The organism is Nonomuraea sp. NPDC049625 (assembly GCF_040675285.1).
Classification (GTDB): domain Bacteria; phylum Actinomycetota; class Actinomycetes; order Streptosporangiales; family Streptosporangiaceae; genus Nonomuraea; species Nonomuraea angiospora_A.
Genome location: NZ_JBFAOQ010000008.1, coordinates 48,605 through 70,392 on the forward strand (window position 1 = coordinate 48,605; position 21,788 = coordinate 70,392).

A 21,788-nucleotide genomic window follows, 5' to 3' on the forward strand; every position below is an offset into this window, starting at 1 on the left:
CCTTCGCCGTCACGGTGGACGGGGCGAGCGTACCCGTCATCGCCCTGAGGTGATCGCCGGCTCCCGCCGCGCCGGCGCCAGCCGTTCGTGGAATCCGCCGTCAGGGGACCGCACGATGATCCCGGTCTCCACTCCGTGCTCGGCCACGTCGCGATCCGTCTGCTGGAGGGCCAGGCAGATCCACCGGGTGATGACGAAGGCGATGACGGGGCCGATGAGCACGGCGTACCTGAAGAAGATCGTCACGGCATCGACCGTGAGCTGGAACTGGTGGGCGAACTGGTCGTTGGCCGCGGCCGCCCACAGCAGGCCGTAGAACGTGACGCCGGCGACCGCGACGGCCGTCTTCACCGGCGTCTCGCGGGGCCGATCGAGCAGGTCGTGCGCGAGCGTCTCGCGGGCCATGCGGCCGGTCGTCTTGGGCCGGCCCAGCGCGTCGCGGCGGCCGCGTCGCGAGGCGAGGAAGCGCTCGGCCATCGGGTACGCGGCCAGGGCGGTGAAGAAGACCCCGGGGATCACCAGCGTGGGGACGATGACCGCGAGGCTGAGCGTGTAGTCCCCGACGGTGAGCTCCCACCCGGGCATGATCCGCAGGGCGCCGTCGAGGAACCCCATGTACCAGTCGGGAACCGAGCCCGCCGAGATCTGCGTCGGCGTCGCCGGGCCGTACAGCCATATGGGGGCGATCTGGAACCCGAACCCGAGGATGATCAGCATGCCGATCGTCGCGAACGCCATCGTCGGGCGCACGCTCCGCCGCGCCGGCAGCGAGGCGACGAACCGGGAGTGGCCGTGCCGCCGTACCAGCAGCTCACGGGCGATCAGCAGCGCGGCCATGATCACCGCGACCAGCAGGTGGCCCCCGTACATGACCGGAATGACCCTGTCACCGGGGAAGTCCGGGCCGAACAGCAGCGACAGCGCCCAGGTGCCCACCACGGGGATGGACTGCACGACCGACTTGATCAGCCACAGGCTCCCGCCCGACAGCAGGTCGTCGGGCAGGGCGTTGCCGGTCTCGCCCGCGGCCATGCCCAGCGCCAGCAGGGTCACCCAGATCAGCCACTGCCCGGTGCGCGGGCGGCGGAACGCGCCGGTGAGGAACATGCGCAGCAGCTGCACCGCGACGGCCGCCACGAAGACGAGCGCCGCCCAGTGGTGGACCTGGCGGATGAGCAGGCCGCCGCGCACCTCCAGGCTCAGGTGCATGGTCGAGTCGAAGGCCCTGCTGACGAGGAGCCCGCGCAGCGGGCCGTACGAGCCGTCATAGGTCACCTGGGACATGCCGGGGTCGTAGAAGACCATCAGCACCGCCCCGGTCACCGCCAGGACGACGAACGACCAGACGGCGATCTCGGCGAACATGAACGACCAGTGGGAGAACTGAAACGAGCGGCGCTTGGCCGGCAACGAACGCATGTGAGCCCCCTAAAAGTGCCTCACTCACAAGACGAAATCGGGCCGGGAGGTGTGACACCGAAGAGGCGCCGGTGACGGTGATTCACGTCACCACGGCCCGAATCACCGGCGGATTTCGCGGAGGCCCCAACCGTTCACCCCCTCTGGGACGTCTTGTCTACATGACGGATTCCGAGGCGTTCGAGGCCTTCGTCACCGCCTGGCACCCGCGGCTGCTGCGGGCGGCCATCCTCATCAGCGGTGACAGGCATCTGGCCGAGGACGTCCTCCAGGATGCCCTGATCAAACTGGCGCGCCGCTGGTCGAAAGTGCATACCGACCCGGTCAATTACGTGCGTACCACCTTGTACAGGGACGTGGCGTCCAGCTGGCGGAGGCGGCGGGAATTCGCCTACGGGGAGCCGCCCGACCTGGCGGATCACGACACCTCGGGAGCGTCGGACCTGAAGGTGGTGTTCGCCCGCGCGCTGGCCAGGCTGCCGGTGAAGCAGCGGGCGGTGCTGGTGCTGCGCTTCTACGAGGACCTGCCCGTCGGGGAGGTCGCCGCGATCCTCCGGGTCTCGCCCGGGACGGTGAAGAGCCAGACGCACGCGGCGCTGAAGCGGTTGCGCGAGGTCGCTCCCGAGCTGGAAGAGGTGTTGATATGACGGACCAGAGGCTGCGGGAGCTCTTCGACGATCTCGCCGAGACGCTGCCCGAGGGGCCGTCCCGCGCGGGCGAGCTGTGGCGGCAGGGTACGCGGAGCCGGGCCCGCCGCCGGTGGACGGCGGTCGCGGTGGCCGCGACGCTCACCGTGCTCGTCGCGGTGGAGATCGTCGTGTCCCCGGAGCCGGTCGAGCGCGGCATCACCGTGTACCCCAGCGCCACCCCCACGCCCACGATCCCGTCGACCCCGCCCATGGACACGGCGCCGCCGCCCAGCGGCGAGGCGGGGCTGCCCGCGCTGGCGACCGGGCTGCCGCAGAAGTGGGCCGGCATCCCCGTCGTGACCTCGGTTCCCGGACCCGTCCTGGCGCTGGCCGAGTTCGGCGATGGGCGGATCTACCTGATGAAGTCCGACGGCCGCGTCCCCCTCGATGTGAAGCTGAGTGATTCCGTGGACTCGGCCGGCAACGGCGGGACGGCGCTGAAGCCCAACTCGCTCTCCCCCGACGGGACGATGGCCGCCTTCCCGCAGAAGGACGCGGTGGTGGTCGTCGACCTGGTGATCGGCCAGACCAGGCGCTACAAGGTGCCGGGGTTCAACGAGGTGGTGCTCTGGCGCGGCGAGCAACTCCTCGTCGAGCAGGAGAAGGCGAACTACCTGCTCGACCTGGCCACGGGGAAGGCGCGGCGGCAGTCGTACCAGGGCTTCACGGGTGTCGCGGGCTACCGCGACCTGAGGATCGTCTCGCCCGGCGAAGGCGGCTGGACGGTCATCCAGGAGGGCGGGTCGGAGGTGGTGCTGGACGTCCGGGGCCTCACCGGCGAGGGCGGCATGCCCGTGGGCGTCCTGGGCAATCACGGATGGCAGCGCGGCGGCCTCGTCGCCAGGTCCGCGTCCGCCCACGGCGACCAGGCAGGGAACGCCGACGTGGTCGTCGTGGCCGACGCCGACACGGGACGGGTGGTCAGGACGCTGCTCCTGCCCTGGGGCGACGCTCCTGACACGAGGTGCGGGAAGGGCGGCTGCCCCGTACGCGGCTGGATCGGCCAGGACACGGTGATCATCGAGAGCGGGGACAGGCTGCTCGGCTGGAACATCGGCACCGGCGCGCTGTCCCGCGTCGCCGAACTGCCCGATGAGGTGACCGCCTACTCCCTGCGCGGTTGGTGAGCCCGCGATTTGATCATCAAATGCCCAGACAGGGAGGTTTACCGGAATAATTCCCGTCTAGTCAGATCAGTAATGTGGCCAAATCGCGATTCTTATACGGAATGAACACACACAATCACATACCTTCCGTAACTCATGTTCAGTGATTAAACTCACACAAATGACGACGCATCTAGCTCGTTACCTCACACCGATGGAGGACAGCTCTCGGTGGGACGGGTTCCAATTCCGGCCTGGCGACATCGTCATCAATTCCCCGGCTAAGTGCGGCACCACCTGGACCCAGATGATCTGCGCGCTCCTGGTCTTCCAGACGCCTCAGCTGCCCGCGCCGCTGTCGAGCCTCTCACCGTGGATCGACATGCTCGTACGTCCGAAGCAGGAGGTCTGGGACCACCTGTCCGCGCAGCGGCACCGCCGTTTCATCAAGACCCACATCCCGCTCGACGGCATCCCCACCGATCCGCAGGTCACCTACATCACGGTGGGCCGGGATCCGCGCGATGTCGCCATCTCCCTGCGCAGCCACGGCAAGAACCTCAAGCGTGAGGTGATCCGCCGGCTGATCCACCAGGCCGCCCAGCCCGGCAACGGGGCGGCCGAGGCCCCGGTCGACGGTCATGACGAGAGGGACCTCCTCGACGAACGGACGTACTTGTTACGTTGGGTCGACAACGACGACTCGCCGTACGCCAACCTCGACTCGCTGCGCGCGCTGATCTGGACGCAGAGCCGCGCATGGGTCCGCCGCTCGGAGCCGAACGTCATCCTGCTCCATTACGCCGAGCTCTCCGAGGACCTCCCCGGCCAGATGCGACGGCTCGCCGGACGGCTCGGCATCGAGATCGACGAGAGCAGGTGGCCGGAGTTGGTCGAGGCAGCAACGTTCCAACAGATGCGAAATCGCGCGGACGAACTCGCACCCGATGAGCAACTGGGCTACATCCGCGATCGCGAACGCTTTTTCCGCAGCGGTAAGTCGGGCCAATGGCAGCAGTTCCTCACCGTTGAGGATCGAGCGCACTACGACCGCCGGATAGCCGAGTTCGCGGAGCCAGACCTGCTCGAATGGCTCCATCATGAGCCCGGCTGACCGTGACTGCGGTGTTTCGGTGACGCACCAGAAAATTCCAGAAATACAGCCAGAAGTGCCCGGGCTCGTGACGATCGAGCGCGTCCCCTCGTTGGACGACATCGCCGGGCGCGCGTGGGATGACGTCGCCGATCCGCGGGACCTGTTCCAGAGCCGCGCGTGGCTGCGGGCTCTGGAGCAATCCGGTGAAGCGCCCGTCACCTACCTGATCGCCCGTCAACCCGGGCACCCCCGGATCCTCGGCGCCCTTCCCCTCTATGACCCGCTCCCCAGTCGTGGTGACTTCCTGTACTGGCCAGAGCTCCACTTCCAGGACCTTCTGCACGCCGCGGGTCCGCCCGGCGGCCGGCTGGGACTGCTCGCCGGTTCCCGGGCGGGATTCAGCACGCGGCTCATCGTCGACCGCACCCTGCCGGCCACGACCAGGACGGCGGTCCTGCACGCGCTTCGGGACGCCGCCTGCGCCGTGGCGGTCGAGCGCGGGCTCCCGTACACCTTCTTCCTGTTCCTCGACGCCTCCTCATGGAGAGATCTCGCGCCGGTCGTCGGCGACGGAGATCACCACCGGCTGGCGAGCGTCGCGCAGACCGAGCTGGAGCTCCCCGGTGGGGGCTTCGAGGATTACCTCGCGACGCTGCCACGGAACACCCGCACCAGCGTCCGCAGGGAGGTGGGGCTCTTCGCCAGGACCTGCGCGACCGAGACCGTCCCTCTCCGCGAGGCCATCGCGACCGTCGCGCCGATGATCGTGAACGTGCGGGCCAAGCACGGGATGGCGTACGGCGTGGACGCGGTCACGCGCCGCCTCGCGCAGTACTCGGCCGCGCTGGGAGACGCCGCGGCGACGGCCCTGCTGTGCCGGGTGCGGGGCCACGTCGTCGGCGCCGGAGTCCTGTGCCGCTGGCGTGACCGGCTGTACGTGACGGACTTCGGACGCCTCGACGACGACGCGCCGGACCCGTTCGTGTACTTCAACGCCGCCATCTACGAACCCGTCAGGCACGCCTATGCGATGGGGCTGTCGAGCGTCGTCACCGGGGCCGGGGCGGAGCTGGGCAAGGCCCGGCGTGGTTCGGCCGTGCTCCCGCTGACGCACCTGGCGTGGGCGGCGGCCGGGGATCGCCCGGACCGCCGGATCGACACCGCGCCGGCGGAGCAGCGCAGGAAGCACTGGAGCGAGCTACGCGGCGCGCACCCCCGGTACTTCCACTCGGCGTGGGATGAGCTGTTATGACCCGATCCGAGGGAGGCTAGCGTGAGCCGAGGGGACGAGCTGATCAGTCCCGTCCGTGACCCGGCCGGCATCGCCGCGCCGGGGCTTCTCGGACGGGTGCCACGCGACCCGGGCAGGGTCGCCCTGGTCCACGAGGGCCGTGACATCACCTTCGGCGACGTCGCCGCGCTCAGCGAGGACGTCGGCGACGCCGTGCGGGCTCACCGCCTGGAGGGCCGCGTGGTGGGCCTGCCGGCGGAGCGGAGCCCGGAGTTCGTCGCGCGGATCGTGGGGGTCTGGCGCGCGGGCGCCGTCCCGGCGATCCTCGGGGACTGGGGTCCTGAGCGGGTACGCGGAGCGTTGACGGCCACCGGCGCCGCGGCGGCCTTCGGGCCCGCCCTGACCGATCTGGAGCCGCTGGACACCGGCCGGCAGCTCCACGGCCAGGACATGGGAGAAGTCAGTCATGTCCTCTTCACATCCGGCACGACGGGCAGGCCCAAGGGGATCGTCGTCGGACGGGCGGCCTTCGAGGCCGCCGGTGTGGCGTTCTTCAAGGAACTGCCCATGGACGAATCCGATCGGATCGCCTTTCTCAGCAGGCCCGGCCACGACCCGAGCCTGCGGGAGCTGATCGCGCCCTGGCTCACCGGCGCGACGTTGTTCATTCCCGACGGCCGCACGGCCTCGGATCCCCGGCTGACGGCGGCCTGGCTCGCCAGGCATTCGATCACCGTGCTCCAGGGCTCGCCGGTCCTCCTCCAGCTCATGGCGGGCTCGTCTGGGCTTCCCGTCGAGAGCCTGCGGCTGGTCTGCTCGGTGGGGGCACGGCTCACGGCGGCGGCGCTGCGGTCGACGGCCCGGTTCGCCCCGCGTGCCACCATCGCCAACTGCTACGGCGCGTCGGAGACCCCGCAGGTCGTGTGCATGCACCAGGTGCCGCCCGGTGAGGGGGTCGCGAGCGAGGACCCGGTTCCCATCGGACGCGCGCTCGGCCACGCCTCGGTCAAGATCGACAGTGCGGGCCGGCTGCACGTGGAAGCCGCCGCCTGCGCGCTCGGCTACACCGACGGAACCCCGCTGCCGGCTCCCGGCCACGACGGCCGGCGCTGGTACGACACCGGCGACATCGTCCGCCGGCTGCCGGACGGCTCGATGTGCTTCCTCCGGCGGGCGGACCGGCAGGTCCAGGTCAACGGCACGCGGGTGGAGCTGGACGAGATCGAGGGCGCGGCCGCCCGGGTCGCCGGCGTCGTCGACGCGGCGGCGGCGTTCGTCGAGGACGGCAACGGGGTCGGATCCGTACGCCTGACCGTCGTACGCGGCCCCACGGCGGCGGTCGACGGCGACGAGGTTCGTGCGGTGCTCAGCGACTGCCTGGACCCCGCGGTCATGCCTTCGAGCATCGAGGTGCGCGACTCGCCTGGCGGGCAGGGTACGGACCGGGCGGCGACGCTGTGGGAGGTGCTTCAGGAGAGCGCGCAATCCGCTCTCGGCCGAGGCGGAGGCGGAGGCCGGATCGACCCTGATGGTGGCTTCTTCGAGGCGGGATTCACCTCGATGTCTCTCATGCGTTTCGTGGCGGAGGTCTCCGTTCGTCTCGGAACGGAGATCTCTCCCGTGCTCGTCTTCCAATATCCCACCCTGAACACCTTTGCCGATCACCTGCGGGAGAACCTGAAAGAAGGACGACATGGGTGACCTCGTCGAGCCGATCGCGATCATCGGGATGGCGGGTCGTTTCCCGGCCGCGGTCGACACCCGGCAGCTCTGGAGCAACCTCGTCGCCGGGGAGGAGGCCGTGCGCTTCCCGTCCGCGGACGAGCTCCGGTCGAGCGGCGTGTCACGCGAAGCGCTGGACGACCCGGCCTACGTACGGGCAGTGGCGGAGCCTGAGGGCATCGACCTGTTCGACGCCGAGTTCTTCCGCCTGACCCGGCGCGAGGCCGAGGCGTGCGACCCGCAGCTGCGGTTGTATCTGGAGACCTCGCACGCCGCCGTCGAGAACGCCGGCTACGACGCTACGAGGCTCGGCAGAGCGGGCGTGTTCTCGTCGGTCGCCGCGAACCGCTACGGGATCGGCCGCGTCCTCGGCAGCCTGGAGGCGCTGCGGAGTGCCACCGGCATGGCGGCCGGCATGTGGAACAACCCCGACAGCGCCTCGACGCTGGTCTCGTACAAGCTGAACCTGCACGGCCCCAGCATGACCGTGCAGAGCGCGTGTTCGAGCTCGCTGGTGGCCGTGCATCTCGCCGTGAACGCGCTTCGGCTCCACGAGTGCGACGTCGCCCTGGCCGGCGGCGCCGACGTCGAGTTCCCCGTCGGTCACGGGTACTGGTGGGCCCAGGACGGCCCGCTGAGCCGGGACGGCCACTGCCGCCCCTTCGACGCGGCGGCCGGCGGCACGATCTTCGGCAGCGGCGTCGGCGTCGTGGTGCTCAAGCGGCTCGCCGACGCCCTGGCCGACGGCGATCGGATCTCCGCGGTGATCCGCGCCGTGGCCGTCAACAACGACGGCGCGAACAAGGTCGGCTTCACCGCGCCCAGCGCCGATCGGCAGGCGGAGGTCGTGCTGAGGGCCATGGAGGTCGCCGGCGTGGGCCCCGGGGACATCGGGTACGTCGAGGCGCACGCCACCGCGACCCGGCTGGGTGACGCCATCGAGATCGCGGCGCTGCGGAAGGCGTTCGGCGCCCGGGCGACGTCGGGGCAGTGCCCCATCGGATCGATCAAGGGGAACGTGGGCCACCTGGGTCACGCGGCGGGGATCACCTCGCTGATCAAGGCCGCGCTGTCGCTGGCCCACGAGCAGATCCCCGCGAGCATCAACCTCGAGGAGGTGAACCCGCTCCTCGGGCTCGGGGACTCGCCGTTCTTCGTCAACGACATGCTGCGGCCCTGGCCTCGATCGGCCGGCCGCCGCCTGGCGGGGGTCAGCTCGTTCGGGATCGGCGGCACGAACGCGCACGCCATCCTCGAAGAGGCGCCGCCCCGCGCGGTCGCCCCGGCTCCGGGACCCACGCAGCTGATCGTGTGGTCAGGACGGACGCCGTCCGCGGCCGAGGCCTACCCGGAGCGGCTCGCCCGTTCCTTCGAGGAGAGCGCGGACCCGCTCTCCGACGTCTCGTTCACGCTGCAGAAGGGACGCACGCCGCACCCGGTCCGAGGCGCCGTGGTGGTCGAGAGCCTGTCCGACGCGGCCACCGCCGTGCTCGACCGCGCGAGGCGGATCGTCACGCCGGAGGAGCCGGCGGACCGGAGCACGGTGTTCCTGTTCCCGGGAGAAGGGGCGCAGCACGCCCGCATGGCGGCGGAGCTCTATCGCACCGAACCGGTGTTCGGCGCGGCACTCGACGAGTGTTTCGAGCTCTTCGAGGCCCACGGGCCGGCGCAGCGGCAGATCTGGGAGGGGGCGTCGGAAGGGCTGGAGGACACCACCTTGCTCTTCAGCGTCGAGTACGCGCTGGGGCGGCTGTGGCTGGCGCTCGGCGTCGAGCCCGACGTGCTGCTCGGCCACGGCATCGGGGAGTTCGCGGCCGCCGCGCTCGCCGAGGTGTTCACCCTCCAGGAGGCGGTACGGCTGGTGAGCGTCCGCGCCCGGGCGATGGGCGAGGCGCCCCAGGGCGCGATGGTGGCGGTCGCGGCCGACCTGGACACCGTGACGCCGCTGCTCTTCGGGAGCCTCGGCGTCGCCATGGTGAACGGCGACCGGCAGACGGTCGTCGGCGGCTCGGTGGAGGACGTGCGCCGCTTCGAGGACGAGGTCCTCGCCGGGACGGGGCTCGCCGCCTCCCGGCTGAGAGCGCGGTATGCCTTCCACACCCCGGCCATGATGGGCGCCGCCGAGCGGTTCCGATCGGCCTTCGACGGCATCCGGCCACGCGGCCCACGTTGGCAGGTCTGCTCGGCGTCCGCGGGCGGCCTGGTGGAGGCGGCGCAGCTGCGCAGCGTGGACTTCTGGGTCCGGCAGCTCACCCGGCCCGTCCTGGTCAAACAGGCGCTCGATGCCGTGTTGTCCGGCGGTGACCGGGTGCTGGTGGAGGTGGGCCCCGGACGGACGCTCACGACCCTCGTACGGTCACATCCTCAGGTGCGCGCCAAGCGGCACCTGGCGGTGCCGACGCTCCCGAACGGGCCGTCGAAGGGCGCCACCGAGCGCGCCTCGTTCCTTCACGCGCTGGCCCGGATGTGGACCCTTGGCGCGGACGTGAACTGGTCGGCGCTGAGTGCCACGGGTCCTCGGCAACGCGTGCCTCTGCCGGGCTACCCGTACCAGCGCGAGCGGCACTGGATCGAGCAGGCGTCGCCGGGCGGTTCGCCCGCTCAGGAGGCGCGGGAGCCGGCAGGCCGCGCGGTGTACCGGCTGCCCACGTGGGTGGAGGCCGCACCGGGCGGGCACCGCGACACCCCCGCCCGGGACCGGCCGCTGGTGTTCCTGCCCGACGATCCGCGACGAGCCGGCGAGCTGGCCGCCCTGCTCGGCAAGGCCGGGTGGGACGCGTTACGGGTGCGGCACGGCTCCTCGTATGCGGAGGCTGCGGACGAGTTCGTGATCCGCCCCCGGCACCCGGCGGACGTCGTCCGGCTGCTGGACGAGCTGAGAGAGTCGCGGCGATACCCGGACCTCATCGTCGACGCGACGCAGCTCGGAGACCCGGCCGAACCTGACCTGGGCAACATCGACGACCAGCTCGACGCCGGTTTCCACCGGATCGTCGAGCTGCTGCAGGAAGCGGCCCGGCGGGCGCCCGACAAGCGCGCCCGCGACGTCCTGGTCGTCACCGAGCTGTCCGCGGACGTGACGGGCGGCGAGACCGTGCACCCGGTGCGGGCCATGCTGCTCGGGCTCCTGCGGAGCTACATGCTCGAGAACCCGCGCGCCAGGTGCAAGCTCGTCGACGTCCAGGGTGGCGCGATCGACGATCGGCTGCTCGGGGAGCTGCGCGGCCCCGAGCGATCGGAGATCGTCGCCCTGCGGGGGGATCGGCGTTGGGTCCCCGGCGAGCGGGAGCTCGTCCCTGGCGGGGTGGGCCCTGCCGACCTGCGGCGCGGGGGTGCCTACGTCATCACCGGCGGGCTCGGCGGCCTCGGCCTGGCCGTGGCGCGCGGCCTGGCGGACACCGGCCTGCGACCGCGGTTGCTGCTGCTGGGTCGCCATGCGACAGGCGGGCACGACGCCGAGCTCGCCGAGATCCGGGCCCTCGGAGCCGAGTGCCGCGTCGAGGCCTGCGACGTGACCGACGTGGAGGCGCTGCGGCGCGCGATCGACCGGGCGTCGGACTCCTTCGGGGGCGTCAACGGGGTGTTCCACCTGGCCGGCGTGGCGGGAGGGGGCATGCTCCAGTTCCGGACGCGGGAGCAGGTGTCGGCGACGCTCGCGCCGAAGGTCCACGGTACGTTGGCCCTGGTCGAGGTGCTGCGAGGCCGGACGGACCTCGACTTCTTCGTGGCCTTCTCCAGCCGCGCGGCGCTCAGGGGCCTGGTCGGCAGCGCCGACTACGCCGCGGCGAACGCCTTCCTCGACGCGCTGGTGCGCCGCCAGCCCCTGGCCGGCTGCGCCTCGATGACCATCAACTGGCCGTCCTGGGCCGAGGTCGGCATGGCCGCCCGCCAGGGGCGGCAGCCGCAGGCCGGGCGCTCCGGACCGGGGGCGGAGGTGCGCCGGTGGTCGACCCCGCTGTCGGCCGAGGACTATCCGATCCTGGACGAGCACCGGATGAACGGCGTGCCGGTGCTGCCGGGCACGGCCCAGGTCGACTTCGTCCTGCGCGCCTTCCGCGAGGCGGTCGATCACCCGGACGGCCGGCCCGCGCAGCTGCGCCACATGGTCTTCCGGCAGCCGATCACCACCCCGGAGCCCGTGTCGCTCGAGGTCGGCTTCGAACCGCATGAGGACCTCTGGCGATTCACCGTCCGCTCCGCGCCGCTCTCGCCGTCCCCCGGCTCATCCGGCGACTACCGCGTCCACACGACGGGTGAGATCCGGCTGGCGGACGCCGGTGCGGGCACGGTGGACCTGGACGGGCTGCGCGCGTCGCTGCCCGAGCGGCGGGTGCCCGCGAACGATCCTGACAACCGGCTGTTCACCATCGGTCCGCGGTGGCCGGGAGAGGAGATCTGGATCTCCGGGGAGGACGCCGGCACGAAGCTCGCCGTACTCACCTTTCCCGAGGCGTTCGACCATGAGCTCGACGAGCACGCCCTGCATCCCACCCTGCTGGACGCGGCGGTGTCCCTGGCGCGGGATCCCGACCACGAGCCTCCGCACGCGCCCTTCGCGTACCAGTCGATCGTGGTGCACCGGCCGATCCCGGGGCTCGCGTACAGCCACATCCGCCGGCGCCCGAGCGGTTCGGACACGATCGTGGCCGACATCGACGTGCTGACGGCCGGCGGTGACGTCGCCGTCGAAGTCAGGGGCTTCACCATGCGCCGCGTCGACGAGTCCATGGTCGCCCCCGAGACCTACCGTGAGGAGCGGGACCCGGGGATCACGCCCGCGGCCGGGGTCGGCATGTTGCTGCGCATCCTGGGCGGGCCCGGCCACAGACAGGTGGCGATCACCTTGGCGGGCGAGGACGCGGTGCTGAAGAACCCCGAGGTCACGCCGGGCGACGATGCGGAAGAGGACGCATCGCCCGATCGCGTCACGGATGAAACGCCGTCGGACGGGGCGTCGCTGGAGGCCCGGCTGACGGAGATGTGGTGCGCCGAATTCGGTGTGGAGTCGGTCCGCCCCGACGAGGACTTCTTCGAGCTGGGCGGCGACTCCTTCGCCGCCGTGGGGCTGGTGGAGGAGATCCGCAGGGGTTTCGACGTGGACGTCGGCATCGCCGTGATCTTCGACCACCCGACGGTGGCCGAACTGTCCGCCGAGCTGCGGCGGCTGCTCAGCCGCGAACCTTCCTGACCCATTCGCGAAGGGTCTCGGCAGGCAGCTCCTCGACGATCTGGTGGCCGCCGTCGATCAGGTGGACCGAGAGCCACTCTGTCGTGTACCGGCTCCAGTCGTCGAGGCACTCGGTGTCCCAGGAGCTGGCATCGTCTCTGGCGCCGACCGCGACGATCGGCGCGTTGAGCACCGGGCGCGGGTCCGACTCCAGATAGCGGTTGAGGAGGCGGTACTCGGACCGCCAGAGACGTGCGTACTCGGGGAGGGCCACCGTGTCCAGGATGTGCGGCGGCGCCTCGATCTCCTCGGCCAGCGCCCGGTCCGGCAGGTCCGCCAGAGGCGAGACGGGCGTGCGATGCGGCGGGTACTGGCACATGACGACGATGCCGCGAAGCTGCCGCTCCAGGTGCCTGGCCGCCTCCAGGCAGACCAGGGCACCCATGCTGTGCCCCACGAGCACGACCTCCGTGGCACCGGAGTCCGCGATGAGGGACGCGAGCGCCGCGCCGCGGACGTCGACGGAGGGCACGCTCATCGGCTCGCTCCAGCCGGCCCGGCGGATGACAGGTTCCCGGCCCGGTTCGTTCCACCGGTCCACGAACTTCGTCCGGCCCCCCAGACCGGGAACGAAGATGACGGCCTGGTCGCCATCGAGTGACGGGCTGACGACGTAACTCGCAGATTCCTGACCACTCATGTAATTCGCTCCTAATTAACTCCTGACAATACTGGATCATTTAAATGGATCTATGGCAAAGTGTGATAGGTGTCCACGCTGCTTGCCGCCGCCGTGATCATCCTGATTGCTTCAACGGTGCACGCCGTGACCGGATTCGGGTACGCCCTCGTCGCCACCCCGCTGCTGGCCCTCGCGGTCGACCCCCATACAGCGGTGGTCTCCACCACGATGTCCGCCCTGGCCATGACCATCACGATCGCCGTGCGTCAGCGTCACCACGCCGAGTGGAAGGTGGCCATGATCGCCATGGCCGGCATCGTGCTCGGCCTGCCGATCGGCCTCTGGGTGTACGGAGTGACGTCCGAGCGATTGCTCACGGCGCTGATCGGGGTCGGAGTCTTAGGCTGCACGGTGATGGTGTGGCGGCGCGTGAAGGTGCCCGGAAATGTCCCCGTATTGGTGGGAGTCGGTCTCGTGTCCGGTGCGCTTTCGACGTCCACCGGCACGAATGGGCCGCCGATGGTCGCCGCCTTCCAGGGCATGGGCTATGAGCCCGCCAAGTTCCGCGCCACCCTCTCGGCGGTGTTCGCCGGCACCAGCGTGTTCAGCCTGATCGGGTTCGCCGTGGCCGGCCAGGTGAACACCCAGTCGCTCTGGATCGGGCTGGTGGGCCTGCCCGTCGTGCAGCTGGGATGGTTCGCCGGCAACGCGATCTTCAGCCGGATCGATCCGGATCGTTTCCGCAAGGTGGTGCTGGCCGCTCTCCTCGTCAGCGCGGCCGTGACCCTCGCCAGCGCGCTCAACGGCTGACGCCTTCGAGCGAAACGCGCACTCGGGGACAATAGTGACGGAAGTCTTACGGGACTCCGCCTTTCCGCGCAGCCGGGAGCCGCGGGTGCTCGAATCGCCCATGTGACTCATGAACGACATTCAGCGGAGAGCGGCCCGCCCATCGCGCGACGGGTGATGCTCTCGATGCTCGGCGCGGGCGCCGCCGGCCTCGCCGCCGCGCCTCTCGTGCGGAGCGGCTGGGAACGGCTCCTCGGAGCGGCCTCCGAGAACGACCCCACCGGGCTCAGCGGGCTGCTGCCCAACCCGGGCGGCTTCCGGTACTACAGCGTCGCGGCCTCGGTGCCCAGGAAGACCGCGGTCGACTACCGGCTGGAGATCGGCGGCCTGGTCGAGCGGCCGGGGACGTACACGCTGGACGGGCTGCGCGCGCTGCCCCAGACCCGGGTCGTCGGCGAGGCACGGTGCACCGACGGCTGGCGGGTGCCGGACGTCCCCTTCTCCGGGGTGCTGCTCTCGCACCTCCTCGACGCGGCGGGGGTGCGGCCCGAGGGCAAGGCGGTCCGCTTCACCTGCTTCGACGGCGTCTACAGCGAAAGCCTCACGCTCGAACAGGCGCGCCGGGCCGACGTGCTGGTGGCCCTGGACATGCTGGACGCGCCGGTCACGCACGCCCACGGGGGCCCGGTGCGGCTCTACGTCGCCCCGATGTACTTCTACAAGTCCGCCAAATGGCTGTCCGGCATCTCCGTCACCGACCAGGTCATCCCGGGCTACTGGGAGGAGTACGGCTATGACGTCGACGGCTGGCTCGACCCGGCGGCCTGAGGGCTCGCGGCGGCGGTTCAGCCGGGGCGAGCGGCTGGTTCACCGCGCGACCGCCGGGCTCATGCTGCTGTGCGCGGGGACGGCGGCCTGCCTGTACTTCCCGCCGCTGGCCCAGCTGGTCGGCCGCCGCCATCTGATGGTCGTCGTGCACGAGTGGTCGGGGCTGCTGCTGCCCGTGCCCGTCCTGCTCGGTCTCGCCTCGCGGGCGTTCCGGGCCGACCTGCGCAGGCTCAACCGGCTGGCGCCGTACGACAGGGAGTGGCTGCGCGGGGTACGCGGGCGGATCCCGGGCCCGCGGCCGGCCGGCAAGTTCAACGCCGGGCAGAAGGTCTACGCCGGGTGGATCGCCGGCGCCGTGCCGGTCATGACGTTCACCGGCCTGCTGATGTGGTTCACCGGCCTGCTGCCGGGGATCCCCCGCGCGAGCGCGATCTTCGTGCACGACCTGACGGCGGTGGCGATCGCCGCCGTCGTGATCGGGCACATCCGGCTGGCGTACCGGGACCCGGAGGCGCGGCGCGGGATGCGTACGGGCTGGGTGACGACCGCGTGGGCCAGGAAGCACCATCCCCGCTGGCTCGACGACGGGACGGACGGCCAGTCACCGGCTTGAGCGGTGATGGCGATTGCACGGCGAGACGTCACCTGTCAAACTGGTGATGTGAAGCATGTCTTTCTGTGCGGCAACCCCGCGCTCGACCTGGCCTGCACGCTCCGGGCGCGACGCACCACGCGCTTCGAGACGCTCGACGCCCCGGACCGGCTCGACGCCTGGTATCTGGAGTCCGGCATCGTCGACGCCGTCTCCCCCTGCCAGGAGGCGGACCTCGTCCAGGCGGTGGCGGTGCGGGAGGCCCTCTACGCGCTGGTCACCGCCCGGCTGGCCGACGACGGATATGACGACGAGGCGCTCGCCCTGGTGAACGAGACGGCGCGCAAGCCGCCGGCGACACCCCAGCTCACCGCCGAGGGGCGGTGGGTCGAGGCGACGCCGGCGCAGGCACTGTCCACCGTGGCGCGGCACGCGATCGAGCTCCTCAGCGGCCCGGAGGTGCCGCTGATGAAGGAGTGCGCCAACCCCGAGTGCACCAAGGTCTTCATCGACCGCTCGCGGGGCGGGCGGCGGGAGTGGTGCGGCATGGAGTCCTGCGGCAACAAGATCAAGGCGGCGGCCTACCGGGCCCGCAAGAAGGAGACGGCCGGGGCCCGCTGACCCCGGCCGGCGGCGATCAGGCGGGGTAGTCCTTGGGGTTGATCTGCGAGGTCTGCGCCTTGCCGCCCTTGACCGGGTGGAGGGTGATGGTCCAGATGCTGTACGAGGTGGCGGTGGTGACGAACTTCAGCCGCTGGTTGAAGCGCTGGTAGGCGGCCCCCACGGCGAACCTGCGCTTGCTGGTGCTGAAGCGGGAGCCGGTGGTGAAGTAGATCCGGTACGAGCCGTCCCTGACGTCCTTGATGCTCGCGGACGACTTCGCGCGGACGTAGATGCTGATCGCCTTGGTCCTGCCCTTGACGAGGGTGACGACGCCGTCCCTCGGCGTGCCGTTCTTGATCTTGAGGACGCCGCGGCCGCCGCTGAGGCCGTCGTAGATGATCCTGCCGTTGCCCGGGCGGGCCGCGGCGGCGTTCTGCGAGGCCAGGACGACGGACTCCGTGCCGGTCGCGGCGGTGGCGCCGGCCGGGGAAGCGGTCAGCAGGCCGGCGGTCAGCGCGACGGCGACGGCACCGGCCCGCAGGGCGGCTCCTTCGAGAGGTTTCTTCACGACGAACATCTCCTTGGGGGGCATGGTCACAGCCAGGGACAAACATAGAAGAAACCGGGCGGATCGCGTACCTGTTATGTCACAGGAGTGCTCTTCACGAAGTCGCGGAGGTCGCCGGACAGCTCCCGCAGGCTCGCCTCCACGCTGTACATCATGTGTCCCCCGGCGTAGGCGGCCGTCCTGACGCGTTCGCGGGGCCAGGCCGACTGGCGTACGGCGTGCCGGGCGGCGCCGATCGTCGTCGTGAGGTCGTACAGGCCGGTGCAGATGAGCAGCCGCATCGCCGGCGCCCGCGTCATCGCGCGGGCGATGGAGTCCATGTAGGGCCAGTCCCCGAAGGGGGACGTCGCGCCCCACCGCCAGACGTCCGCCGGGGCGCGGCCTTCGGCGTCGACGGGTGGCTCCATGCCCCGGTAGTCGCCGGGCCGGGCGGCTTCGAGGAAGTCCTTCAGGTGGGTCGCGATGGCGGGTTCGAGCGCGTCGACGATCGCCGAGACGCCGGTGGGGTTCACCGGTCCGCCGACGTGCGCGCTGAACGACCCCTCGCCGGCCGGCTCGGGCACGGCCGGCGGTCCCGCGTACCGGCCGTCGTACATGTAGAGGACGAGCCCTTCCGCGGCCAGGAGTTCGGCCCGGAAGTCGTGCTTGGACAGGCGCAGGTTCCGCTCCGTCCAGCGGCTCGCCGGGATCCCGGTGAGCGACGCCAGCCGCTCCGCCAGGCGCCCCCGCTCCCCGGCGGGCAGGTCGTCGCCCTGGAAGAGCCCGGACAGGTATTCCGTGTCGGCGAAGTGCGAGGACTCCGTGATCACGTCGTCGAGGGTGCGGCCGGCGCGGTCGATCTTGCCGTGGTACCAGGCGATCGCCGTGAGGGTGGGCAGCGAGACCGCGTAGCTGAGGATGTTGGCCGGCCGCCAGCAGGTTTCGATGATGTTGGTCGCCTGGCTCACCAGGACGACGCCCTCGACGCGGACCGGCTCGGCGAGCGCGGTCAGCAGTTCCGAGACCACCGCGACCCTGATGGATCCGTAGCTCTCGCCCACCAGGTACACCGGGGAGGCCGACCGGTCGTGGTCACGTAGCCAGCCCTCGATCCACGTCGCCATCTGGCGCGCGTCCGCGTCGACGTCGTAGTACGTCGCCGGGTCGACGCCCTCGGCCACCCTGCTGAAACCGGTGCCGGCCGGGTCGAAGAAGACGAGGTCGGCCACGTCCAGCAGGCAGTACTCGTTGTCGACGATCGGGAAGCCCGACGGGTCGGCGGCGAGGTCGTCCGGGTAGGCGATCCTGCGCGGCCCGAGCCCGCCCATGTGCAGCGGTGTGGCCGCGACGATCGGCCCGCCGTTGCAGGCGAAGATCACCGGGCGGTCCGCGGGGTCGCCCTGCCCGGCGGCCACGTACTGGGTCGACACCACGTACGCGCCCGGCTCGCCGCCCTCACGCGGGACGGCGGCCTCCCGGACGGTGGCGGCGTAGCGCAGCCGGCGGCCGTTGAACACGCCTTCATGAAACGTCGTCACTGGCTCACGCACGGGGGTTCCTCTCCAGCCGGTGCTTTCACGACCGCGCGAAGGTCGGCGGCCAGACGTTCGCGCGACTCGCGCCCGAGATAGGGCATGTGGCCGGACTCGTAGGTGCGTACGCTGACCCGTTCCGGGTCGATGGGGGCCTGCGAGAGCGCGTAGTTCGTCTCCCCCAGGGTCGTGACCAGGTCGTACATCCCCACGCACAGCAGGACGCGCAGGTCCCGGTTGCGGCGCAGGGCCACGGCGAGGTCGGCCGCGTAGTTGCCCGCGGGCAGGCGCGCGCCGTCGCCGTAGTCCCAGCGGAAGTTGACCCGGGCGAACTCGATGGTCCGGTAGTCGTCGTCCCGCTCGACGCCGAGCTCCTCGCGCAGGTAGCCGTCGATGGCGCCGGCGAAGGAGGGGACGTACTGCCCCATCGCGGGATCGTCGGCCACCGGGTCACCGCCGGCCCCGGCCAGGGGCAGGCGGTAGCGGCTGTCGTACAGGCCCACCTGCTCGCCCTGGTCGCGCAGCAGCAGGCTCGCGAACCGTTGCGGGGTGAGGCGCAGATCATGCTCGGCGATCACGCCGGGCGCGAGCCCGATGAGCTCGTGCAGCCGGGCCGCCACGGCCTCGCGGCGCCGCCGGTCGAGCCGGAAGCCGGCGAACAGGGCCGTGAGATAGTCCTCCTCGGCGAACCGGGTGGCGGCCTCGACGTGTTCCCGGACGTCGGCCGGCCGTCCGGGCAGCCGGTCGTGGTACCAGGCGGTCGCGGCCAGCGAGGGCAGCGTGGTCACGTGGGCGAGGTTCGCCCCGTTGCCGAACTGGAGGCCCGGCCCCATCAGGATCACGCCGTTGAGCGCCAGCGACTCCAGGCGGCCGGTGGTGGTGGGCCCGCCCGCGCTCAGCTTCGCGACGGTGGCCGCCCGGATCGCGCCGTAGCTCTCGCCGAGCAGGAACTTCGGGGAGTTCTCCCGCCCGTGCCGCCGGGACCACTGGGTGATGAACCGCATCGTGGCGATCGCGTCGGGGACGACTCCGTAGAAGTCGGCCTGCCGCTCCTCGTCCAGCACCCGGCTGAACCCGGTCCCGGGCGGGTCGATGAACACCAGGTCCGCGCTGTCCAGGACGCAGTCCGGATTGTCGGCGAGCCCGAAGGGCGGGGCCATCCGGGGCCGCAGCAGGTCGGCGTCCGCGACGCGCCGGGGGCCGATCCCGAGGTGCAGCCAGACCGAGGACGACCCCGGCCCGCCGTTGAAGGCGAAGATCACGGGCCGTTCGGACGCGCCGGGCACGGTGTAGCTCGTGCAGACGTAGCGCGCCCCCGGTTCGCCCGACGAATCGGGTACGACGATCTCGTCCACCCGCGCTTCGTACTTGACGTCGAGGCCGCCGAACACGGCCTCACGATGGATGCCGGGCATGGTCACCGGGGGACTCCTTTCACCGGCGGCGCGGCCGTGAACGGGGCGATGGACAGCTCGCGGTGGATGTCCGCGGGGAAGTAGAGGTCGCCGCCCTTCACGGTCATGCGGATGCGGCGGATCGCGGAGATGTCCCGGGTCGGGTCGCCGTCCACCAGGATCAGGTCGGCGCGCTTTCCGCGGGCGACGCTGCCGCTCAGGTGCTCGCGGCCCAGGTGGCGGGCGCAGTCGAGGGTGGCGATCCGGAGCACCTCGGCGGCGGGGATGCCGGCCGCGGCGTACAGCTCCAGCTCGCGGTGGACGGTGAAGCCGGAAGGGTCGTCCGTGCCCGGCCACAGCGGGACGCCGTGCGCGTGCAGCAGCGCCATGGTCTCCAGGAGCTTGGGGAAGGCCTCGTCGTAGCCGTCGTCCGGGTTGGGGACGTAGGTGCGCTTGCGGTAGCGCTGGTAGCCGACCGGCATGTGGTCCAGGTACGGCCGGTCGCCCTCCTGGATCCGCCCGGCCCGGGAGAGCATCAGGCGTTCGAGGATGACGGTCGTGGTGTCGAGACCGATCCCCCGCTCCAGCATGAGATCGAGGGTGTGGCGGACGCGGGGCGAGTCGAGGTCGAGATCCTTCGCGCGGGTCAGCGCGGTGAGCCGCAGCGGTGTCCTGGTGTCCTCCTCGGGGTCCAGGAGCCAGCCGAGGAGGAGCTGGTTGATGTGGGTGATCTCGTCGTAGCCCGCCTCGATCATCCCGTCGGGGGTGGCGAAGGCCGGGATGTGGCCGGTGACGCGCAGGCCCAGCCGGTGCGCCTCGGCGGCGAGCGGTGCCACCCAGGCCGGGTCGACGGAGTTGTAGATCTTGATCTGGTGGTAGCCGCGCTCGGCGTACCAGCGGACGGTGGCGAGCGCGTGGTCGAGGTCGCCGGGGATGACGCCGATGCGGGCGGAGTGCGGGCTGCGTCCCTCGATGAGCCCGGAGGGGACGACGGACGGCCCCGGCAGCTCGCCCGAGTCGATCCTGGGGATCAGGCCGAGCAGCATGGCGTTGTCGTTGCCCATGTCACGGGTGGTGGTGACGCCCGCGGCCAGGTAGAACAGGCCGCTGGCGGCGGTGTTGTGGGCGTGCATGTCGTGCAGCCCGGCCAGCAGGGTGCCGCCCTGGCCGTCGATCTCCACCCCGTCGCCCAGCGCGTCGGGCCCGACGGAGGTGATCACGCCGCGGAAGAACACCACCGAGCACGGCTCGGTGAGCCGGAGGGTCCCGGGGTCGAAGACCCGCACGTCACGGATGCGGACCGGCTCGTCGCAGACATGCCGGACGCTCGCGCCGACCCGGGCCACGTGCTCCGCCGACAGGACGGTGTCCAGGGCCGCGAGCTCCGCGGCGTCCGGCAGGTGGTCCTCGCGCACCATCAGGGACCCGCCGAGCCGGGCGACCAGCCGCCGCTCGTGGTCCAGCAGCACGAACTCCGGCAGCAGGCCGACGCCCCTGAGCACGTAGGCGTCCAGGTCCCGCCCCGACAGGGTCACGCGCCGCAGGAATTCGGCGGTGACGCGGCCGCCCGGCAGCGCGTCCAGCGCGCCTCCGTGATCGAGGACGGCGCGGGCGTAGATGCCCGAGGCGTAGGGGCTGGAGTCGTTGGCGAGGTACAACCGGCGCTCTCCGCCGGGTGCCCGGCCGCGATCGGCCTGGCTCTCCCAGACGCCGTCGCGGAGCCGTTCGCGTACGGCGCCGCCCATCAGCGAGGTGCCGTCGATCTCCCACGCGGCCGGGATGCCGTGCGCGTCCAGGGTCACGCGCTCGCGCAGCTTGGCGCCGCGGCCGTTGTCGTCCATGGCGGAGTCGATCAGCAGGTCGCCGCCCGAGCGCTCCACGGTGACGCGGCCGGTGACCTCGCCGCCCGAGACGACGGCGAAACGCTCAGTCATCCTTGCCGCGCCAGGCCACGCAGGTGATCTCGATGTTGGCGCCGGCGGGCATGTCGCCCACCACCACGGCGGCCCTGGCCGGGGGCTCATGGCCGAAGTAACCGCTGTAGACGTCGTTGAGCAGCGGCCAGTGCTCGATGTCGCGCAGGTAGCAGGTCGTGCTGACCACGTCCTGAAGGCGGAAGCCGGCCTGGGTGATCGTGGATTCGAGGTTCTTCATCGTCTGCCGGATCTCGGCCTCGATGCCGCCCTCGACGATCCGGGTCGTTCCCGGGACGAACCCGCCGGTCCCGGCCACGTAGCAGGTGTCGCCGGCGACGACCGCCGACGAGTACGGGCCGAGCGCGGACCCGGTGTTGACGACCTTCTTCGGCATCGACTCTCCCATCAAGTGTGACCTCTCGGCGAGATTTTCAACACACGGTAGAGGATTTCCAACAACAGTCAAGAGTTATCC

17 protein-coding genes are annotated in these 21,788 nt (G+C 71.1%); 10 read left to right on the forward strand and 7 right to left on the reverse strand.

The features are described from left to right. Positions 1–36: 36 nt before the first annotated feature. On the reverse strand, positions 37–1,419 hold the full coding sequence (locus tag AB0J87_RS32225; RefSeq protein ID WP_363971156.1) for a cytochrome b N-terminal domain-containing protein: 1,383 nt from the start codon (positions 1,417–1,419) through the stop codon (positions 37–39). 161 nt (positions 1,420–1,580) lie between these two features. On the opposite strand from AB0J87_RS32225, the gene AB0J87_RS32230 reads away from it, so the two are divergent. From AB0J87_RS32230 to AB0J87_RS32255, 6 genes are all read left to right on the forward strand, one after another. After that, complete coding sequence (locus AB0J87_RS32230; protein WP_350727519.1) at positions 1,581–2,066, forward strand: SigE family RNA polymerase sigma factor; 486 nt, start codon at positions 1,581–1,583, stop codon at positions 2,064–2,066. Next, positions 2,063–3,235 carry a hypothetical protein gene (locus tag AB0J87_RS32235; protein ID WP_363971159.1) on the forward strand — a complete coding sequence of 391 codons (1,173 nt, stop codon included), beginning with the start codon at positions 2,063–2,065 and terminating at the stop codon, positions 3,233–3,235. The genes AB0J87_RS32230 and AB0J87_RS32235 overlap by 4 nt, the downstream gene beginning before the upstream one ends. A 160-nt stretch (positions 3,236–3,395) precedes the next feature. Beyond that, entirely contained in the window at positions 3,396–4,328 is a 933-nt protein-coding gene (locus AB0J87_RS32240) for a sulfotransferase domain-containing protein (protein ID WP_363971160.1), read from the forward strand. A 67-nt stretch (positions 4,329–4,395) separates the two neighbouring features. Then, positions 4,396–5,562 (forward strand): peptidogalycan biosysnthesis protein, encoded by a 1,167-nt coding sequence (locus AB0J87_RS32245; protein ID WP_363971162.1) that lies wholly within the window; start codon positions 4,396–4,398, stop codon positions 5,560–5,562. A gap of 21 nt (positions 5,563–5,583) precedes the next feature. Beyond that, a complete protein-coding gene (locus AB0J87_RS32250) occupies positions 5,584–7,242 on the forward strand; it encodes a non-ribosomal peptide synthetase (RefSeq protein ID WP_363971164.1) in 1,659 nt (552 codons plus the stop codon). Next, positions 7,235–12,451, forward strand: coding sequence for an SDR family NAD(P)-dependent oxidoreductase (locus tag AB0J87_RS32255; protein ID WP_363971166.1), 5,217 nt, complete (start codon positions 7,235–7,237; stop codon positions 12,449–12,451). Before AB0J87_RS32250 ends, AB0J87_RS32255 begins: the two co-directional genes overlap by 8 nt. Here the strand turns inward: AB0J87_RS32255 and AB0J87_RS32260 are convergent. After that, positions 12,432–13,130, reverse strand: a complete 699-nt coding sequence (locus tag AB0J87_RS32260; RefSeq protein ID WP_363971168.1) for an alpha/beta fold hydrolase — start codon at positions 13,128–13,130, stop codon at positions 12,432–12,434. The genes AB0J87_RS32255 and AB0J87_RS32260 overlap by 20 nt on opposite strands. A gap of 69 nt (positions 13,131–13,199) precedes the next feature. Between AB0J87_RS32260 and AB0J87_RS32265 the strand changes: the two genes are divergently transcribed. From AB0J87_RS32265 to AB0J87_RS32280, 4 genes are all read left to right on the forward strand, one after another. Then, positions 13,200–13,922, forward strand: a complete 723-nt coding sequence (locus tag AB0J87_RS32265) for a sulfite exporter TauE/SafE family protein (protein ID WP_350727512.1) — start codon at positions 13,200–13,202, stop codon at positions 13,920–13,922. Between the two features lie 156 nt (positions 13,923–14,078). Continuing rightward, positions 14,079–14,729, forward strand: coding sequence for a molybdopterin-dependent oxidoreductase (locus AB0J87_RS32270; RefSeq protein ID WP_363971969.1), 651 nt, complete (start codon positions 14,079–14,081; stop codon positions 14,727–14,729). Then, positions 14,695–15,342, forward strand: a complete 648-nt coding sequence (locus AB0J87_RS32275; protein WP_363971171.1) for a cytochrome b/b6 domain-containing protein — start codon at positions 14,695–14,697, stop codon at positions 15,340–15,342. The genes AB0J87_RS32270 and AB0J87_RS32275 overlap by 35 nt, the downstream gene beginning before the upstream one ends. 48 nt (positions 15,343–15,390) lie before the next feature. Next, complete coding sequence (locus AB0J87_RS32280; protein ID WP_363971173.1) at positions 15,391–15,942, forward strand: CGNR zinc finger domain-containing protein; 552 nt, start codon at positions 15,391–15,393, stop codon at positions 15,940–15,942. Between the two features lie 16 nt (positions 15,943–15,958). On the opposite strand, the gene AB0J87_RS32285 is transcribed toward AB0J87_RS32280, so the two are convergent. The 5 genes from AB0J87_RS32285 to AB0J87_RS32305 form a co-directional block, all read right to left on the reverse strand. Continuing rightward, on the reverse strand, positions 15,959–16,492 hold the full coding sequence (locus AB0J87_RS32285; RefSeq protein WP_363971175.1) for a hypothetical protein: 534 nt from the start codon (positions 16,490–16,492) through the stop codon (positions 15,959–15,961). A 74-nt stretch (positions 16,493–16,566) separates the two neighbouring features. Continuing rightward, positions 16,567–18,021: a hypothetical protein gene (locus AB0J87_RS32290; protein WP_363971177.1), complete on the reverse strand. Its 1,455-nt coding sequence runs from the start codon at positions 18,019–18,021 to the stop codon at positions 16,567–16,569. After that, on the reverse strand, positions 18,006–19,418 hold the full coding sequence (locus AB0J87_RS32295; protein ID WP_363971971.1) for a hypothetical protein: 1,413 nt from the start codon (positions 19,416–19,418) through the stop codon (positions 18,006–18,008). The genes AB0J87_RS32290 and AB0J87_RS32295 overlap by 16 nt, the downstream gene beginning before the upstream one ends. Before the next feature lie 2 nt (positions 19,419–19,420). Continuing rightward, on the reverse strand, positions 19,421–21,331 hold the full coding sequence (locus tag AB0J87_RS32300; RefSeq protein WP_363971179.1) for an amidohydrolase family protein: 1,911 nt from the start codon (positions 21,329–21,331) through the stop codon (positions 19,421–19,423). Beyond that, a complete protein-coding gene (locus AB0J87_RS32305) occupies positions 21,324–21,707 on the reverse strand; it encodes a RidA family protein (protein ID WP_363971181.1) in 384 nt (127 codons plus the stop codon). The genes AB0J87_RS32300 and AB0J87_RS32305 overlap by 8 nt, the downstream gene beginning before the upstream one ends. Positions 21,708–21,788: the final 81 nt, after the last annotated feature.

Bases quoted from the DNA above. Each gene is read 5' to 3' on its own strand.
- AB0J87_RS32225 (WP_363971156.1), bottom strand. From the start codon at position 1,419: ATGCGTTCGTTGCCGGCCAAGCGCCGCTCGTTTCAGTTCTCCCACTGG.
- AB0J87_RS32230 (WP_350727519.1), top strand. From the start codon at position 1,581: ATGACGGATTCCGAGGCGTTCGAGGCCTTCGTCACCGCCTGGCACCCG.
- AB0J87_RS32235 (WP_363971159.1), top strand. From the start codon at position 2,063: ATGACGGACCAGAGGCTGCGGGAGCTCTTCGACGATCTCGCCGAGACG.
- AB0J87_RS32240 (WP_363971160.1), top strand. From the start codon at position 3,396: ATGACGACGCATCTAGCTCGTTACCTCACACCGATGGAGGACAGCTCT.
- AB0J87_RS32255 (WP_363971166.1), top strand. From the start codon at position 7,235: ATGGGTGACCTCGTCGAGCCGATCGCGATCATCGGGATGGCGGGTCGT.
- AB0J87_RS32260 (WP_363971168.1), bottom strand. From the start codon at position 13,130: ATGAGTGGTCAGGAATCTGCGAGTTACGTCGTCAGCCCGTCACTCGAT.
- AB0J87_RS32270 (WP_363971969.1), top strand. From the start codon at position 14,079: ATGCTCTCGATGCTCGGCGCGGGCGCCGCCGGCCTCGCCGCCGCGCCT.
- AB0J87_RS32275 (WP_363971171.1), top strand. From the start codon at position 14,695: ATGACGTCGACGGCTGGCTCGACCCGGCGGCCTGAGGGCTCGCGGCGG.
- AB0J87_RS32295 (WP_363971971.1), bottom strand. From the start codon at position 19,418: ATGCCCGGCATCCATCGTGAGGCCGTGTTCGGCGGCCTCGACGTCAAG.
- AB0J87_RS32300 (WP_363971179.1), bottom strand. From the start codon at position 21,331: ATGACTGAGCGTTTCGCCGTCGTCTCGGGCGGCGAGGTCACCGGCCGC.
- AB0J87_RS32305 (WP_363971181.1), bottom strand. From the start codon at position 21,707: ATGCCGAAGAAGGTCGTCAACACCGGGTCCGCGCTCGGCCCGTACTCG.